The sequence below is a fragment of the Pseudoalteromonas arctica genome, assembly GCF_012927645.1.
GTDB classification, from domain to species: Bacteria; Pseudomonadota; Gammaproteobacteria; order Enterobacterales; family Alteromonadaceae; genus Pseudoalteromonas; species Pseudoalteromonas arctica_A.
This window is the reverse complement of sequence record NZ_JABBMT010000005.1, coordinates 1-16,088: the sequence shown is the minus strand read 5'-3', so window position 1 is coordinate 16,088 and position 16,088 is coordinate 1. Positions and strand designations below refer to the sequence as shown.

Genomic DNA, 16,088 nt, shown 5'->3' with positions numbered 1-16,088 from the left:
CACAGTGATTAATAATGAAATTAACAATGCAATATTTACGCCAACAAGATATTACTATATAGGGTCTTTCATAATTAAATTACCACAAGTTGACCGCTGATGGCCCCTGCTTCTTTTAATGCTTCAAGAATTGCCATTAAGTCACCGGGCGCTGCGCCAACTTCGTTAATTGCGCGTACTAAATCGTCAAGACTAACACCGGGGTTAAATACAAAGGCTCGAGAATCATCTTCGTTAACATCAATTATACTTTGATTCGTAACGGCCGTTTCCCCTTCACTTAATGCGTTAGGCTGAGATACATTTTGCTGTTCCGCAATCGTAACAGTCAAGCCACCATGGGTAATTGCCGCTGCCTGTAACTTTACATTTTTACCTATTACTATAGTGCCTGTGCGTGAATTAACGATAATTTTAGCCGAGGTATCGGCAGGTTTAAATTCTAAATTTTCAAGCGTTGATAAATAAGCAACACGCTGTGATGCATCACGCGGAGCAATCACACGAATTGAGGCTGCATCAAGGGCGTGTGCACTATCAGGACCAACCAACTCATTAATGGTTTGCTCTAAACGTTTCGCCGTTGTAAAGTCAGGACGATTTAAGTTAAAAGTAATATAATCGCCTTGCATAAATGGGCTTTTAATTGTCCGTTCAACCGTTGCTCCATTTGGAATGCGTCCCACTGTAGGCGTGTTCATTACGACTCTGCTACCATCTGCTCCTTCAACACCTAATCCGCCGACAATTAAGCTACCTTGCGCAATGGCATAAGTATTCCCATCAACCCCCTTCAAAAAGGTTTGTAATAATGTTCCACCACGTAAGCTACCCGCGCTACCAATAGAGGAAACGGTAATATCAATAGTTTGCCCTGGCTTTCTAAATGCAGGTAACTCGGCATGCACAGCAACCGCTGCTACATTTTTAATTTTGGGTTTTAAATTCGCAGCCATGGTTATACCAAAACTATTTAGCATGGCTTTAAAACTTTGCTCAGTAAAACGACTTTGCTCACCGGTGCCAGGTAAACCTACCACGAGACCATAACCAACCAGCTGGTTTGAGCGAACGCCTTCAACCATTGAAACATCTTTGATACGTTCAGCGCTAGCACTAAAATGCCAAGCTAATAAACATATACACAGCAACGCTTTCAAGCTATTCATATCAACATCCTTTAAAAAGGGAACAGAGAGCTAGTGAAGAATCGAGTTAACCATCCTGCCGTTTGAGTCTCTTGCATTTGCCCTTTACCAGAATACTGGATCCGAGCGTTAGCGATTCTGTTAGAGGTCACCGTATTATCTGCCGTAACATCTTGCGGGCGAACAAGTCCTTCAAGACGAATAAACTCTTCACCGGTGTTTAAGGTTAGCCATTTTTCACCACGGATCACTAAATTACCATTAGGTAATACCCGCATAACGTTCACAGAAATATCACCAAATAAACTATTAGATTGATTTGATTTAGTATCCCCTTTAAATTTTGCACCACTGCCAACACCAAACTGAATGCTATCGCCACCAATATTAACTGGTAGTGCGCCTAACCCAATGACAGGATCTAAGCTGGCATCACTTTGTTTATCCGTTTCAGTTTTCGCAGCTTTTGATGATTGCGTCGATTCTTGTAGTTTAACTGTAATAATATCTCCAGTACGCAAGGCTTTTTTATCTGAATATAAATCGTTTGACAAATTGCTATCAAATAATGAGCCTGTTGGCACAACTTGCTCTGCGGCAGGCTCTGGGTACATAGGAGCATAGTATGGATCATCTTGAACCACGCTGTGGTTTTGGGTTGTCATACAGCCACTCAAAATAAATGCACCTGTTAATACTATAGATAAATTACGCATAACCTTGCTCCGAATTAATTAAAGTTGCTGACTGATATAACTCATCATTTCATCAACCGCTGAAATCACTTTTGAATTCATTTCATAGATCCGTTGAGTTTCAATCAGGTTAACTAATTCTTCAGTTACATTTACGTTAGAAGTTTCAAGTGCACCTTGCACAACAGTACCGAGCCCTTCTAAACCTGGGTTCCCTTGCACTGGTGCGCCACTGACTGCAGTTTCGGTATATAAATTTTGGCCTACCGGCTCTAGCCCTGATGGGTTGATAAAGTCACTGATCGTTAACTGACCTATCACCACATTCTCTGGCTGCCCTGAGATACGTACTGATACCTCACCATCTTGTGATACAGTAATAGACTGCGCATCATCAGGTACATTCATTTCTGGCTGTACGGGAAAACCAGCACCGGCAGTAACAATACGACCATCTTCATCCGTGGTAAATTGGCCATTTCGAGAGTAAGCGATATTACCATCGGGCTGTAAAACTTCAAAAAAACCTGGCCCCGATATCATCCAATCCAATGAGTTTTCAGTGGTTAACATATTACCTTGAGAAAAGTTCTTCTGATTAGCAACTACTTTGGTACCAGCACCGAGCATTAACCCTGAAGGCATTTCAGTATCTTGTGATGAACGCCCCCCAGGCTGATTAATATTTTGATAAAGTAAATCTTCAAACACAGCACGACTTTTCTTATAACCAACAGTACTGGCATTGGCTAAATTATTTGAGATAACCGAAATATCGGTTTGTTGAGCATCAAGCCCCGTTTTACTTATCCACAATGCAGGATTCATATTAATGTCCTCTCAATAAAGTTAAACAATACGCAGCAATTGAGTTTGACGTTCGTCAATTTCTTCAGCCGTTTTCATTAACTTAACTTGTAATTCAAATTGGCGTTGATGGCTTATCATATCCACCATCTCGTGTACCGGATTCACATTTGACATTTCCAAAGTGCCACTCATCACTTTCACATCATTAGAGATGTTACAAAATCCACATATATCATTATCCAGTAATTCAGGTTTTGGTCGAAATAAACCATCATTGCCTTTTTCAAGCTCAGAATTATTTGCCTTAATTACCTTCAAACGGTCAACAACTTCTAAAAAGTTAGCAGGTGCACCTTGCGGGCGAACTTGGATTGAACCATCGTCACTAAATTCTATTTTTTCCACTGGAACTGGCAAAATAATCGGCCCACCTTCGCCAATAACTTGACGCCCAGAACTGGTGATCAAAGCGCCTTCAGGGGTGATATTCAACGTGCCAACTTTAGTATATGCCTCATTACCTGAAGCATCTTGCACTGTAAGCCACCCTTTATCGCTCATAGCAATATCAAGATCACGTCCAGTCTGCACTATACCGCCAGAAGTCATATTAGAGCCTGGCCGCTCCTGCATGGTAAAAACACGTGTCGGTAAGCCTTCACCAAAAGCTTGCATTGAGCGCGCTTGCGCAAAGTCAGCTTTAAAGCCTGTGGTATTGGCATTTGCTAAATTATTTGCTTTAAGCGCTAGGCCCCGCAAACTTTGCTTAGCTCCTGACGCTGCAATGTAGACCATCTTGTCCATAACATCGACTCACGTTAAAAATCTATAACGTGATAAATGCAAGATAAGTGCCACAATAAAATGGCGTAATAAGTTACAAGAATAATCAAGCACAAACAAAAAAGGCTGCTAATAAATAGCAGCCTAGGTGTCGGATTGTAAAAAATATTAAAACGAGGTTAGCGGATCTGCAAAATAGCTTGCTGTAGTGTTGAATTCACTTCAAGTGCACGCGAGTTAGCTTGGAAGTTACGCTGTGCGCTGATCAAATCAACAAGCTCATTGGTTAAGTTCACGTTTGATTGCTCTAATGCTGATGAGCTGATTTTACCAAATGCGCCTGAATTTGCTTCACCCGCTACAGGGTCACCTGACGTTAAACTTTTTTTCCATGACGTATTGCCTACTTGTTGTAACCCCTGTGAATTGGGAAAACGGACTAACGCAACTTGTCCTAAATAATTAGAATCACCATTACTATAAGAAGCAACAATTTTTCCATCAACACCAATGTCTATATTTGCCAATCGTCCTACAGCAGCGCCATCTTGAGATAATACTTTATTTTCAAACTTGCCTGCATGCTGGGTCGGTATTTTTGAAGATGTACCTGCTTCGTCGCGCCAATTGATAGTTACATTATTAGGAAAGCTAGCACCATTACCTAAAAGCCCTGTCATATTAGTGCCATCTAACACAACAGGGTTAAATGTATTCCCTGTATTTGCGGCTCCATTGGTATTAAGTGGTAAGCCGTTCGCATCAAACTGAAATGTTGAAATTGGGTTAAATGGTCCAGTAGCGCCTTGCGAGCTACCATCAGGATTGAATGCTTGACCGTCTAACGTGGCATAGGTTTGCCACTCATTAGCATTACCTGTAACAGCTGCATCTGTTTTCACAAAATACAATTGCATAGTATGCGGCTCACCTAGCGAATCATAAACATTGGTGGAGGTAGAGTGAGTATATGACCCTGATTGCGTTGGATCAAATGGTGTAATAGTCGGTGCATCTTTGGTCGAATCCAATCTAAATGACGAATATACACTTGTGGTAGCGCGCGGGGAACCTGAAGAATCAGGAATTTGAATCGCCCCAGAGGAGGTTAAACTTACTGATGTTGCATCTCCACTGACTTCATCAACAGGAAAACCTTGTAAATAATTACCTTGTGAGTCAACGATAAAGTTATCTTTATCTAATTTAAATGCCCCTGCACGAGTAAATGTTTTATCTTGTGAGCCTAACTCATTGCTAAGAGCAAAGTATCCTTCACCCCCTATAGCAAGATCGAGTGAATTTTTAGTACCTAATGTTGAACCTTGATGAAACTGCTGTGCTACAGATGCTGTTTGCACACCATCACCATTTTTAGTTTTACCCGAAGTAAAAACCGATGATGCATACACATCAGCAAATTCAGCTCTCGATTCTTTAAAACCGAAGGTATTTACATTAGCGATGTTATTAGCAGTAACATCCAAATCTTTTTGTGCGGCAGCAATGCCGGTTAATGCAATATTAAAACTCATAATTCACCTCTAACCTATAAAATTTAGCCAATAGGCTAAAAAATAAATAAAATTTATCACGCAATTTCTGCGACATCAGACAGCTTAACCGCCCCTTCTTTAGTGTTAATAATAATACCGTTAGCGCCATTAATATTGACGCTATCAATATTTTTATAAGAGGCCATGGGTAAACTAGTAAATTCTTCACCCATACTGCCCTCTGCTTTAATATTGTATTCTCCTGGCGGAAGTCTCTCACCCGCATCATTTTTTCCATCCCAGTTAAAACGTAAGCCACCAGCAGGTTTATCACCTAACTCTATTGTTCTCACTAGTTGTCCGGAAGCATCTGTAATACTGAGCTTTAAATCTTTAACGGGATTTTCAACAGCAATCATGCCCGAGGCATCATCACTGCTGTTAAGATCTAATGTATCTGATTCAACTAAAGCTTTTTTACCTACCAGAGTTGATGCTTGCAACGCTGAGTTAGAGGTCATTGAAGCAGCTAAAGACTCAAACTTTGAATTTAAATTTGAGATACCTTCTGCCATGGTAAAGTTCGTCATTTGTGCAATCATTTGGTCGTTATCAGCAGGTTTGCTGGGATCTTGAAACGACAGTTGCTGCGTTAATAATGAAAAGAAATCCTCTTGTGTTAAGGCATCACTTTTCTTTTCATTTGTAACTTGTTTATCCTGCCCTCGAAGCGAATCTATATAGCTTGACGATGCAGTATTTATGTCGTTACTCATAATCTAACCCTCAATTACCGCTGCCCAAGCAACAGTGTTTTACTTAACATTTGCTTAGCTGCATCAGCAACTTGCACATTGGTTTGATAAGAGCGTGAGGCAGAAATCATATTAGCCATTTCTTCAACGACATTAACGTTAGGTTTGTAGATATAACCATTTTCATCCGCACTGGGGTGATTTGGGTTATATTCAATTTGCAGTGGTTTATTACTCTCTACAATGCCTAGTACTTTAACGCCAACAGACGACCCCTGTGTATTACCAGTTGATTCTGATGCCTTCATCAGCTCAGCTGCAAAAACAGGATGACGCGCTCGATAAGTTTTGTCTTGGCTTGAGCTAATGCTATTAGCATTTGAAATATTACTCGCGGTTGTGTTCAAACGCACATTTTGTGCGCTCATACCACTACCTGAAATATCAAAAACGTTATATAAACTCATGCTTAGGCTCCTTGACTACCGAGGGCTTTTTTAAGGCCTTTAATTTTACTACTCATAAATTGCAGGCTTGCCTGATACTCTAATGAGTTCTTTGTATACAAGTTCCGTTCCACTTGTATATCAACCGAGTTCCCATCACCTGTATCTGCTTGATTTGGCGTGCGAAACATTTCACTATTACCAACATAACGACTGCCACCGGCAATGTGGTTTGGGTTCGTTGTTACCATGTTATTGCCGCCTTGTTGGTGGCTTTTTGCCGCTTTCAATGCTGTGGCAAAGTCGATATCTTTCGCTTTATAGCCCGGCGTATCAGCATTAGCGATATTGGTTGCTAATAACTCAGCACGTTGCGAACGGATCAACATTGCATGAGGATGAACTCCAAATGCTTTATCAAAACTGATAGCCATAACCATCTCCAAAAAATTGACTTAAAGTGCTTAATGCAAAAGGTGAGCCAACTAGATTAGGGTTTTATGATGAGCTTAATTTGTTGATTAAAAAAACGATGTGGAAACACATCGTTTATAGGGGGGACTGAGTCAAATTTTTAATAAAATTTGAAAAATATTGGTATTAGCAGCCTATACGAGTGAACTATTTCTTTTGATAAATAATACCTGGATTACAACGTACCATGTCAAATTCTTCACTTAATCCTGACATAGACTCTGATGCGCCTAAAAATAAATACCCTTTAGGGTTAAGTGCTTGAGCAAACTGAGCAATAATTTTAGCTTTCACCTCTGGAGCAAAATAAATCAGCACGTTACGGCAAAAAATAATATCAAATTTACCCATTAGCGCGTATGAGTCTAATAAATTAAGGTGTCGAAAACTCACTAATTTTTTTATTGAGTCGTTAACTTGCGCCATCCCATTGCCGCTATCTTTGAAGAACTTCTTTCTGCGCTCTACCGACAGCCCTCTAGCTAAAGCAAGAGAATCATATTCTGCATGTTTACACATATCCAACATGGTATTAGAAATATCGGTGCCGATGATCTGCGCACCCATTTTTAATACACCCGGTTGTTTAGCTTGAAACTCAGCGACCGACATGGCAATAGAATATGGCTCTTGTCCTGAGGAGCTTGCCGCTGACCAAATTTTCAATGGTCGACGCAACTCTTTATGCTCTAGGAATAACTTACTTTGTAATAGTTCAAACGGGTATTGATCCCGAAACCATAACGTTTCATTGGTCGTCATAGCATCAACAACTGCGGCACGTAACTGCCGTTCATGCGGACTCAATGTTTTACTGACCAATTGTGACAATGACTCAACATTAAAACGAACCATTAACGGAGCAAGCCTGCTTTTGACTAAATAAAGCTTATTATCTCCCAAAACAATACCACATTGTTGCTCTAAAAAAGAGCGAAACTGATCGTACTCGCTTTGCTGTAAATGCTTATTTTCCAAAGTAACACCGCCTTTTCAAATTAGTCACAATGAACCCATTTCTTCACTGCTGTAGCTAACTCATCCGGATTAAACTTAGCAATAAAGTCATCAGCACCCACTTTTTCAATCATCGCTTGATTGAACACACCACTGAGTGATGTATGCAAAATAACATGTAGTGGGGCTAACTTTGGATCTGCTTTTATTTCAGCGGTAAGAGTATAGCCGTCCATTTCAGGCATTTCTACATCTGAAATCAACAAACCAACACGTTCAGTAATATCATGTTTGCAATCAAGTTCTGCTATTTCACGAAGGCGAATTAATGCTTCTTTCCCGTTTTTAGCAAGCTCTGTCTGCACGCCTAACGGCTCTAAAGCACGCTTTACTTGATTACGAGCAACAGCTGAGTCATCGGCAATAAATACGATGCGCTCACCTAAGTCTTTTTGAATTTCACCATCATCAGCTATTGCTGCACTGACTTCAGTATTTACCGGGCAAATTTCATTTAATATTTTTTCTACATCGAGAATTTCGACTAACTCATTTTCAATTTCTGTCACTGCTGTTAAATACGAATACCTGCCAGCCCCAGACGGTGGCGGCATTATTTTTTCCCAATTCATATTTACAATTCGCTCAACACCGCCAACCAAAAAACCTTGCACGGAACGGTTATATTCAGCAATGATGATAAAACTATCTTTAATATTCTCGATCGCAGGGCCACCTACAGCCATTGATAAATCAATAACAGAAATAGTTTGTCCACGTATGTGTGCGACACCTCTTACATAGGCATCCGACTTAGGCATATTTGTTAAAGGAGGGCATTGCAGTACTTCTCTCACTTTAAACACATTAATACCAAAGCGCTGCCGCCCTCTTAGCTTGAACAATAATAATTCAAGACGGTTTTGCCCAACCAATTGAGTACGTTGGTTAACTGAGTCTAAAATGCCTGCCATTTCAATCTCCTGAAGAAAGCGAATAAGAACGGAACAATAATTGCTTTCTTTCTGTAAAGCTACATAACTACACGGGAACGTCTGTTTATTGACGCTAAATATTTATACCCTGTTTTCAACCATAAGCATAGTCGAAACATTATGAGTTTGTTAAAAAAAAGCCGAAGATACAGTGTTTTTTATTTTCTTGCTAGCTTATACCTAGTTACTCCACTGTATGCGCAAACATATAGCAAAGAACAATTGCAAGAACTTGCTGTATCCCATGTCTATGATCAATTAGACCAAAATACTGCTGATGATAAAGAACTCAACGCCTTAACATTAGATAGCCGGATCCCAGATCGTGGCTGCAACACCGATCTTGTATTTAATATTCCTACCGAACCGCCGTTTAATCGCCAAATAACCGTACAAATAAAATGTGATGACATCAATGGCTGGAGTCAATATGTTCATGTACGTATGATTGAACTATCCCCTGTGATCGTTGCGAGTGAAAATCTAAGCCGGGGCGAAGTTATAGAACCCCATCATTTACGTTTGATTATGAAACCAAAGCATTTCGTAAGAGCACAGTACCTACAAGATGAAGAGCTATTAATTGGTAGCCGCAGCAAACGTAATATTCGCAGTGGTTACCCTGTTGCTTTAAATCAAATCTGTATGGTCTGCAAAGGGGACAATGTCACTATTTTTGCAATAATTCGAGGATTGAAAATAAAAACTTCCGGTTTAGCCCTAGAAGATGGTACTTTAGGGGAGCAGGTAAAGGTTAAAAATGCAAAGTCAGGGAAAGTTTTAAATGCCCGTGTTGATGGTGTTGAGTCTGTACAGGTAATTATTTAAATTTTCGTATTTGTGCTAAAGTTTCTAACATGGTTGCCGATAACAAAGCAAGTGTTGGATAATGTATAGGTTAAAATCATGGTAAGCCAAGTAAATAAAGGTCAACAACAGGCTAATGTGTTGGCCAATGCTAAACAGCAAAAAGTTGATTTACAAAACAATAATGCTAATACTACGCAAGCAGCTACGCCAAAAGCGACTGCTGACTTAGTAAGCTTAACGCCACAAGCGCAACAATTAAAATCTCTGCAAGATAAAGCACAGCAATCTTCTGGTTTTGATAGCAATAAAGTAGCTGAGCTAAAAAAAGCAATTACTGAAGGTAAATATCAAATCGATGCTGAAAAGCTAGCTAAGAATATCGCTGCATTTGAGTTTGATGTGTATGGCTGATCACACCAGTTTGATCAGCTCTAAACTTGTTATGCAGTTAAATTGCTTAACATCCCTTGCTGATATTTTAGAAGAAGAATTAACTGCTATAGCCTCCCGTCGTGGCGAGGGTCTTAAAGATATCGCGAAACAAAAACTTGCCTTTTTGAGTCAAATTCAAACGTTAGATAAAGAGCTCAAAGCCTTATTTGCAGATAATGATATTGAATCTGAGGCTGTAACAAGCTTAACGAGTGATGTGCATAAGTTATTAGAGTTATGTAAAAAAAAGAATGACGTTAATGCTCATGCTGCCCACCATGCACAATTAACTGTCAAACAATTAAAAGATATCTTAATTGGCGTGCCAACCTCTACAACATATGACCAAGGTGGTAGTGTTATCCATGGTAACAGTAAGATCGTCCATAACTTAAAAGCATAGTTGGTTCCTCCTTTTAGTTTTAAAAATTCCCTTTGTTTATTTTTCTTTTCCTTTCCCCTATTTAAAATTATCTCGCAAGTAATAAGGCGCAGGAAAACCCACGCCTTATACCTTTTGCTTAACAATAATTAACTATCAATTTGATTATTGCCGCTTTCTATTAATTTTTTAATCATTTCCTCTGATTGATTTTGCACATCAAGCGCTGGCTCTGCTGTTGCTTTCTGATCGGCGGTAAACACTAGGCTATTACTATCACTGACAGGATCAAGTGCAAGTAGACTTTCTTGCTCATTATCAGCTAGAAGATCTGCTGTTGTTAATTTGCTCAGTTGTGGTGTTAATTCCGACTCAGCGGACACATGGCTAATTTTACTTAAATCAACACCTTCATCGGTTGATAATAATTCAGTACTATTATCACTGCCACTGAATTCCGCGCTAGGTTCAACAACTGCGGAGCTAACATCCTTTCCGTTTATCTCAAGATCATTACCATTGATATCGACCACTCGTACATTGCCGAGTGAATCAGTAATACTAAAACGAGCATCATCTAAACCAAGGCCGAGTAAGTCAAACAAGTTTACATCAACAATACCGATCTCCCAGGTGCCATTATTTACAATAGCCCCACCATCACTTAATAGTGTGATCCCCAGTGCCAGCGCATTATCGAGCCTAACAATAGTACCGTCCTCTGCATCTGTAACACCATCAAAACCTGTAATTACCAAACCTAGCCCTAACAATGAGTTAACATCTAGATTTGTAAGTGTTGGTGGGATAGTATCGATTTCAAGACCTGTCATCTCAGAGGTAACTGTAATATTCCCAGCAGTATCTGACACTGTTGCACTAACAGTATAACTGCCATCAAGCAAAGTATCGTTAGGAGAAATACTCCAACTACCATCACCTTGAGTGGTCGTTATTACTGATGTTTGCGCTATACCATTATCAAATATCACCGTGACTGTACGCCCTGCTTCACTCGATGTGCCGCTGATTTCAGGTGTCGCATCATTGGTTAATATCAGTCCACTCGTAATGGCAATCGTCGGATCAACCGTGTCAATAACTCCTGATTCTTGTACTGTGGTGGCATTACCGTATTCATCCTGCACGGTCACATCCACAGTATAACCACCCGCTGCAAGTGCTGTATTTGGTTCAATCGACCAGTTACCGTTACTCGTAGTTGTAGTTGTAACTGTTTGCGTGTTACCTGCCGCATCAGTAAACAATACAGTAACTTGGCTATTGACAGGTGCACCTGTTACTGTGCCGGTGATTTGAGGTGTTAAGTCATTTGTGTCACTGATCACATCAATAACAATAACAGGTGCCGTTAAATCTAATGTTAGTGTCGCGGTATTGCTACCTTGATTACCTGCACTATCATTAACAGAGGCGGTAATTGCGACACTCCCTTCTGCCAGTGTTTGATTTGATGCAACACTCCATACACCACCTATTTGTACTGTTGTAGTAACAGTATCCGTAGTGCCAACGCTATCGACCAACACCACAGTAACAATTGCACCTACACCAGCATCAGTACTGCCCGATATAGTCGGTGTCGCATCGCCACTTGTACCCGGATCCACAATAGTAATTATAGGCGCTGTTGTATCAATTAAACCTGCAACACTGGTATTTGCCGTAAGTCCAGCTTCAGTGACAACTGCACTAACTGTGTAGCCCCCTTCACTAAGGGCTTGGGTAATTGAAATACTCCATAAGCCATCAACGACGGTAGTATTGTAGATTTGTGTTTGGGCTGCACTATCCGTTACTGTAACAACGACTGCACTGCCATTGACAGCGTCACTACTACCACTAAGATTGGGAGTTGTGTCATTGGTATCTGCAGGAGCAACAATTGCAATGCTTGGTACACTGGTATTCAATAATCCAGTTTCCGACGTTGAGATTGTTGAATTACCCGCTAAATCGCTAATGGTTGCTACTACTGTGATTGCACCATCAGCTAAGGTATCTGTGACATCGATTGTCCAACTACCATCAGCTTGCACTTGCGCTGTGTAAGTATAACTAGTATTGCTATCAGTTACACTTACACTGACCTGAGTACCTGCTGGCTCATTACTTAAACCACTGAGTTGAGGCGTGGCTACATTTATAGTCCCTATAGAATCAACCGAAATAGTTGGCGCACTGGTATCGATCACAGCCGTTGTTGAAGCTGTTGTAGTCAGGGCAGCACTATCGGTCACTGACGCTGTTACTGTGAATGTGCCATCAGGTAAAACTGCTGCCGTGGCTTGCCAATTACCATTACTATCTATAGTAGCAATTAAGTTTTGAGTATCACCATTACTATCCACCACCATAATAGAAACGGTACTTCCTTGTGGCTCATTTGAATTACCACTAATGGTTGGCGTATTATCATTTGACAATGATAATGGCGCTATGGTTAACTCCGGCGCTTCTGTATCTATGCTTAGGTTCGCTGTTTGATTGACGCTATTACCTGCACTATCACTCACAGTCGCATTAATATTATAATCGCCATCAGCAAGAGCCGTTGTGGTGACTTGCCATAAGCCAGAGCCATTTACTAAGGCTGTTAGTGTTTGGCCATCAATAGTTACAGTTACCATTGCTCCTAATTCATTACTTGTACCGCTAATCGTTGGAGTCGCATCACTAGTAATTAATAAAGGATTTATAGTAAGTGTTGGCGCGGTAGTATCAATTATACCACTGGCCGTCTGCTCGGTTAGATTACCAACACCATCGCGCACACTCGCTTTCACTGTATATTGTCCATCACCTAAGTCTTGCGGTACATTTACTGACCAGCTGCCATTCGCTTGCACTGTCGCGCTAAAGGTTTGTGTTGCAACCCCTTGCCCTGTGACCACCAATGTTACTTGCGCACCTTCACCTAAATCAGTGGTTCCGCTAATCACTGGAGTACTATCCATCGTCAGTGCTGGGGTAGATAGCGTAAGTTCAGGCGCTGTATTATCAAAGTCTAAGGTACTGATGGTGGTGGTATTACCCGCAGCATCGGTTGCTGAAGCTTCAACATAAGCGAGTGTTAGCAATGATACAGAGAGATTCAATACGCTCCAGTCACCATTAGCATCAACAGTGGCGGTATAAGGTAAGCCTACAACGCCTCCCACCAAGTGATTTGTAATTGTTACTACGCTACCCTCAGGCAAATCAGAAGTTCCTGACAAGGACACCAAATTACCCAGTAAAAATGATGGGACGATTACCAGTTCAGGTGGCGTTATATCTATTTCCCCGCCGGTTTTACTGTCTTCACCTTGATTGCCTGCCATATCAGTAATTGTTGCTTTAACAGAGTAAACACCTTCCGCTAATGGTGTGTTTGCTGCTGCTTGCCAATCACCTTGCGCATCCGTAGTAACGGTTACAATCTGCTCAATACCATTTGCATCAGTAAAGGTAACCTCAACAGTGGCATTCGCTTCATCTGATGTACCTGTAATCAATGGTGTTGTATCTTGTGTTAATACCAAGCTACTTTGATCAATCGTGATCTCAGGATTAATACTGTCTATAACGGCATTGGCAATTTGTTGCCCAGCATTACCAGCAGTATCAGTGACCACAGCAGTGACTGTATACGCACCCTCTGCAATGGCTTGAGATGCTTCTACTTGCCATGTTAAATCAGCTGCAAGTGTGGTATTGACTGTATGACTTATACCTTGTGCATCGGTAAAGGTAACAGCAACAGTGTTCCCCGCAACAGCATCTAACGCTGCTCCTGATACCACAGGTGTTTTATCTGCTGTGATGCTTAGTGGATCAACCAACACTGTAGGAGGCGTTAAATCTATTACGCCTGTTGTTTGGGCTGAATTGCTGTTACCAGCAATATCAGCAATAGTTGCTGCAACGCTGTAATTTCCTTCTGCAAGTTCAGTTGCAAGCGCAACAGACCATGCACCATTAGCTTTAACCGTTGCCTGCACCGATTGCTCGGTGCCAGCACTGTCTGTGACCAACAATGTAACGATAGTGCCTTGTGCGGCGTCTGATGTGCCACTAATTACTGGCGTGGTATCATTGGTAATAGTCGGTGTATTAACAGCTAATGTTGGGGCTGTTAAATCTATTGCTAAGCTAGTATTTGAAGATCTAGTTAAACCGTCTTCACTGACACTAGCATTCACCGTGTAGCTGCCCTCAGCTAAAGCATCGATAACATCAATAGTCCATTGCCCAGCCGCAGCTTGCGTAGTTAATGTTTGTATAACAACACCCGAGGCAATAATTTCAATCGTCACATCAGTGCCATCTCTGGCGTCTGTAGTACCATATATGGTCGGTGTTGTATCCAATGTAGGTTGTAAACTCGCAATGGAGATAGTCGGCGCATTGGTATCCAGTGTTGCGTTACCTGATGCCGATGCTTGATTGCCAGCAGCATCACTCACATTGGCGGTGATAGTAATTGCGCCATCGCTCAGTGTATCATTAACTTGTACCGACCAACTTCCATTAGCTTGTACAACTGCACTCAATTGATAAGTGTTTGAATCATCAATAACATTAACAGTTACCGTTGCACCGATTTCATCACTACTGCCTGAAATAACCGGTGTCGCATCGTTAAATGTACCTAACCCGTCTAAAGTTAAAGTAGGGTCTAATGTATCAACAGTACCAGTGCCTTGCACTGTGCCAATATTATTAGCTGCATCTGTAATTGTGACCGTAACAGTGTAAGCACCATCAGCAATATCAGCGACTGGACTTGCTGAATAACTTCCATCGACTTGCACTTGGGCTGTAAATTGTTGACTATCACCATTAGTGTCAACCAACACAATGACCACTTCACTGCCTTGCGGTTCTGTTGAAGTTCCTGAAATTGTCGGTGTTGGATCATTAGTGATACCTGGAGCCGCTAACGTCAATACAGGCGCAATAGTATCAATCGACAGCGTAGCCGCTGCTGTTTGTAAGTTACCCGCATCATCGCTAATACTCACTTCAACAGGGTAATCGCCATCATTCAATGCCGTTGGGATGGCTACCTGCCAAGTACCATCATTTGCTACCGTCGCTTGCAGAGTTTGTCCGTCTACCACAACCGATACTTCTCCACCAATCTCATCGCTACTGCCAGTGATAGTTGGTGTTGCATTAGCCGTTGCTTGTAAGTTGTCTATCACTAAACTTGGTGCGACACTATCTACCACGCCAGTGGTTTGTTCCGTCGTTAAATTACCAACACCATCACGCACAGACGCGGTGACGGTATAAGTTCCCTCTGCAATAGCTTGTGGCACAGACACTGACCAGGTTTGATCTGCTTGAACAACTGCGGTAAATGTTTGGCTAACATTATCACTATCAACCACGGTCAAATTAATCACAGTGCCTTGACCCATATCAGTATCACCTGAGATAACCGGCGTTGTATCGTTGCTCAACGCGTCAACACTGACCGTTAAATCAGGAGCTGTATTATCAAAATCAAGCGTACTCACCGTGCTTGTGTTACCTGCAGCATCAGTGGCACTGGCAGTAACATAGGCCAAGTTTAGCAAGGGCACTGTTAAATTAAGAACTTGCCAATTACCATCTTCATCTGTTGTAGCTGTGTAACTAGCGCCAAGTAATCCCCCAACTAAATGTTCAGTAATTGTCACCGTGCTACCGGCAGGTAAATCAGAATCCCCAGACAACGACACTAAATTACCTAGTAGAAATGATGGAATAATTCTCAGTTCTGGGCCTATAGTATCCACCACGCCGTTGTCACTGGCACTGCCTGTGTTACCCGCTGCATCGGTGAGACTGGCAGTCACTGTGTATGCGCCATCAATTAACGGTTGCGTGGCCTCGGCACTCCAATTACCACTGG

At 41.4% G+C, this 16,088-nt stretch carries 14 protein-coding genes; 3 read left to right on the top strand and 11 right to left on the bottom strand.

The window, feature by feature from the left end; all coding sequences use genetic code 11:
* Window positions 1–74: 74 nt before the first annotated feature.
* From HHO47_RS04560 to HHO47_RS04515, 10 genes are all read right to left on the bottom strand, one after another.
* On the bottom strand, window positions 75–1,169 hold the full coding sequence (locus tag HHO47_RS04560) for a flagellar basal body P-ring protein FlgI (RefSeq protein ID WP_169019222.1): 1,095 nt from the start codon (window positions 1,167–1,169) through the stop codon (window positions 75–77).
* Window positions 1,170–1,180: 11 nt separating this feature from the next.
* Window positions 1,181–1,864 (bottom strand): flagellar basal body L-ring protein FlgH, encoded by a 684-nt coding sequence (gene flgH, locus HHO47_RS04555; RefSeq protein ID WP_169019221.1) that lies wholly within the window; start codon window positions 1,862–1,864, stop codon window positions 1,181–1,183.
* Window positions 1,865–1,882: 18 nt separating this feature from the next.
* Window positions 1,883–2,671, bottom strand: coding sequence for a flagellar basal-body rod protein FlgG (flgG, locus tag HHO47_RS04550; RefSeq protein ID WP_145239534.1), 789 nt, complete (start codon window positions 2,669–2,671; stop codon window positions 1,883–1,885).
* Between the two features lie 21 nt (window positions 2,672–2,692).
* Window positions 2,693–3,457, bottom strand: coding sequence for a flagellar basal body rod protein FlgF (locus HHO47_RS04545; RefSeq protein ID WP_169019220.1), 765 nt, complete (start codon window positions 3,455–3,457; stop codon window positions 2,693–2,695).
* 158 nt (window positions 3,458–3,615) lie between these two features.
* Window positions 3,616–4,971, bottom strand: coding sequence for a flagellar hook protein FlgE (gene flgE, locus HHO47_RS04540; protein ID WP_169019219.1), 1,356 nt, complete (start codon window positions 4,969–4,971; stop codon window positions 3,616–3,618).
* 56 nt (window positions 4,972–5,027) lie between these two features.
* Window positions 5,028–5,708 carry a flagellar hook assembly protein FlgD gene (locus HHO47_RS04535; RefSeq protein WP_169019218.1) on the bottom strand — a complete coding sequence of 227 codons (681 nt, stop codon included), beginning with the start codon at window positions 5,706–5,708 and terminating at the stop codon, window positions 5,028–5,030.
* Window positions 5,709–5,722: 14 nt separating this feature from the next.
* The gene (flgC, locus tag HHO47_RS04530; RefSeq protein ID WP_149981585.1) at window positions 5,723–6,154 is read right to left on the bottom strand and encodes a flagellar basal body rod protein FlgC; all 432 of its coding nucleotides are present in this window, start codon (window positions 6,152–6,154) and stop codon (window positions 5,723–5,725) included.
* A gap of 2 nt (window positions 6,155–6,156) precedes the next feature.
* On the bottom strand, window positions 6,157–6,567 hold the full coding sequence (gene flgB, locus HHO47_RS04525; RefSeq protein WP_169019217.1) for a flagellar basal body rod protein FlgB: 411 nt from the start codon (window positions 6,565–6,567) through the stop codon (window positions 6,157–6,159).
* Between the two features lie 187 nt (window positions 6,568–6,754).
* The gene (locus HHO47_RS04520) at window positions 6,755–7,585 is read right to left on the bottom strand and encodes a CheR family methyltransferase (protein ID WP_169019216.1); all 831 of its coding nucleotides are present in this window, start codon (window positions 7,583–7,585) and stop codon (window positions 6,755–6,757) included.
* Between the two features lie 20 nt (window positions 7,586–7,605).
* Window positions 7,606–8,538, bottom strand: coding sequence for a chemotaxis protein (locus HHO47_RS04515; RefSeq protein WP_169019215.1), 933 nt, complete (start codon window positions 8,536–8,538; stop codon window positions 7,606–7,608).
* Window positions 8,539–8,679: 141 nt separating this feature from the next.
* Between HHO47_RS04515 and flgA the strand changes: the two genes are divergently transcribed.
* The 3 genes from flgA (at window position 8,680) to flgN (ending at window position 10,204) form a co-directional block, all read left to right on the top strand.
* Entirely contained in the window at window positions 8,680–9,387 is a 708-nt protein-coding gene (gene flgA / locus HHO47_RS04510; RefSeq protein ID WP_169019214.1) for a flagellar basal body P-ring formation chaperone FlgA, read from the top strand.
* Window positions 9,388–9,465: 78 nt separating this feature from the next.
* Window positions 9,466–9,780: a flagellar biosynthesis anti-sigma factor FlgM gene (gene flgM, locus HHO47_RS04505; protein ID WP_169019213.1), complete on the top strand. Its 315-nt coding sequence runs from the start codon at window positions 9,466–9,468 to the stop codon at window positions 9,778–9,780.
* On the top strand, window positions 9,773–10,204 hold the full coding sequence (gene flgN, locus HHO47_RS04500) for a flagellar protein FlgN (RefSeq protein ID WP_169019212.1): 432 nt from the start codon (window positions 9,773–9,775) through the stop codon (window positions 10,202–10,204). Before flgM ends, flgN begins: the two co-directional genes overlap by 8 nt.
* Before the next feature lie 128 nt (window positions 10,205–10,332).
* On the opposite strand, the gene HHO47_RS04495 is transcribed toward flgN, so the two are convergent.
* Complete coding sequence (locus HHO47_RS04495; protein ID WP_211183612.1) at window positions 10,333–16,032, bottom strand: Ig-like domain-containing protein; 5,700 nt, start codon at window positions 16,030–16,032, stop codon at window positions 10,333–10,335.
* Between the last annotated feature and the right edge of the window lie 56 nt (window positions 16,033–16,088).

What these genes read in the sequence shown, in the direction of transcription:
- HHO47_RS04560 (WP_169019222.1), bottom strand. Translation starts at nt 1,169, where the DNA reads ATGAATAGCTTGAAAGCGTTGCTGTGTATATGTTTATTAGCTTGGCAT.
- flgH (WP_169019221.1), bottom strand. Translation starts at nt 1,864, where the DNA reads ATGCGTAATTTATCTATAGTATTAACAGGTGCATTTATTTTGAGTGGC.
- flgG (WP_145239534.1), bottom strand. Translation starts at nt 2,671, where the DNA reads ATGAATCCTGCATTGTGGATAAGTAAAACGGGGCTTGATGCTCAACAA.
- HHO47_RS04545 (WP_169019220.1), bottom strand. Translation starts at nt 3,457, where the DNA reads ATGGACAAGATGGTCTACATTGCAGCGTCAGGAGCTAAGCAAAGTTTG.
- flgE (WP_169019219.1), bottom strand. Translation starts at nt 4,971, where the DNA reads ATGAGTTTTAATATTGCATTAACCGGCATTGCTGCCGCACAAAAAGAT.
- HHO47_RS04535 (WP_169019218.1), bottom strand. Translation starts at nt 5,708, where the DNA reads ATGAGTAACGACATAAATACTGCATCGTCAAGCTATATAGATTCGCTT.
- flgC (WP_149981585.1), bottom strand. Translation starts at nt 6,154, where the DNA reads ATGAGTTTATATAACGTTTTTGATATTTCAGGTAGTGGTATGAGCGCA.
- flgB (WP_169019217.1), bottom strand. Translation starts at nt 6,567, where the DNA reads ATGGCTATCAGTTTTGATAAAGCATTTGGAGTTCATCCTCATGCAATG.
- HHO47_RS04515 (WP_169019215.1), bottom strand. Translation starts at nt 8,538, where the DNA reads ATGGCAGGCATTTTAGACTCAGTTAACCAACGTACTCAATTGGTTGGG.
- flgA (WP_169019214.1), top strand. Translation starts at nt 8,680, where the DNA reads ATGAGTTTGTTAAAAAAAAGCCGAAGATACAGTGTTTTTTATTTTCTT.
- flgM (WP_169019213.1), top strand. Translation starts at nt 9,466, where the DNA reads ATGGTAAGCCAAGTAAATAAAGGTCAACAACAGGCTAATGTGTTGGCC.
- flgN (WP_169019212.1), top strand. Translation starts at nt 9,773, where the DNA reads ATGGCTGATCACACCAGTTTGATCAGCTCTAAACTTGTTATGCAGTTA.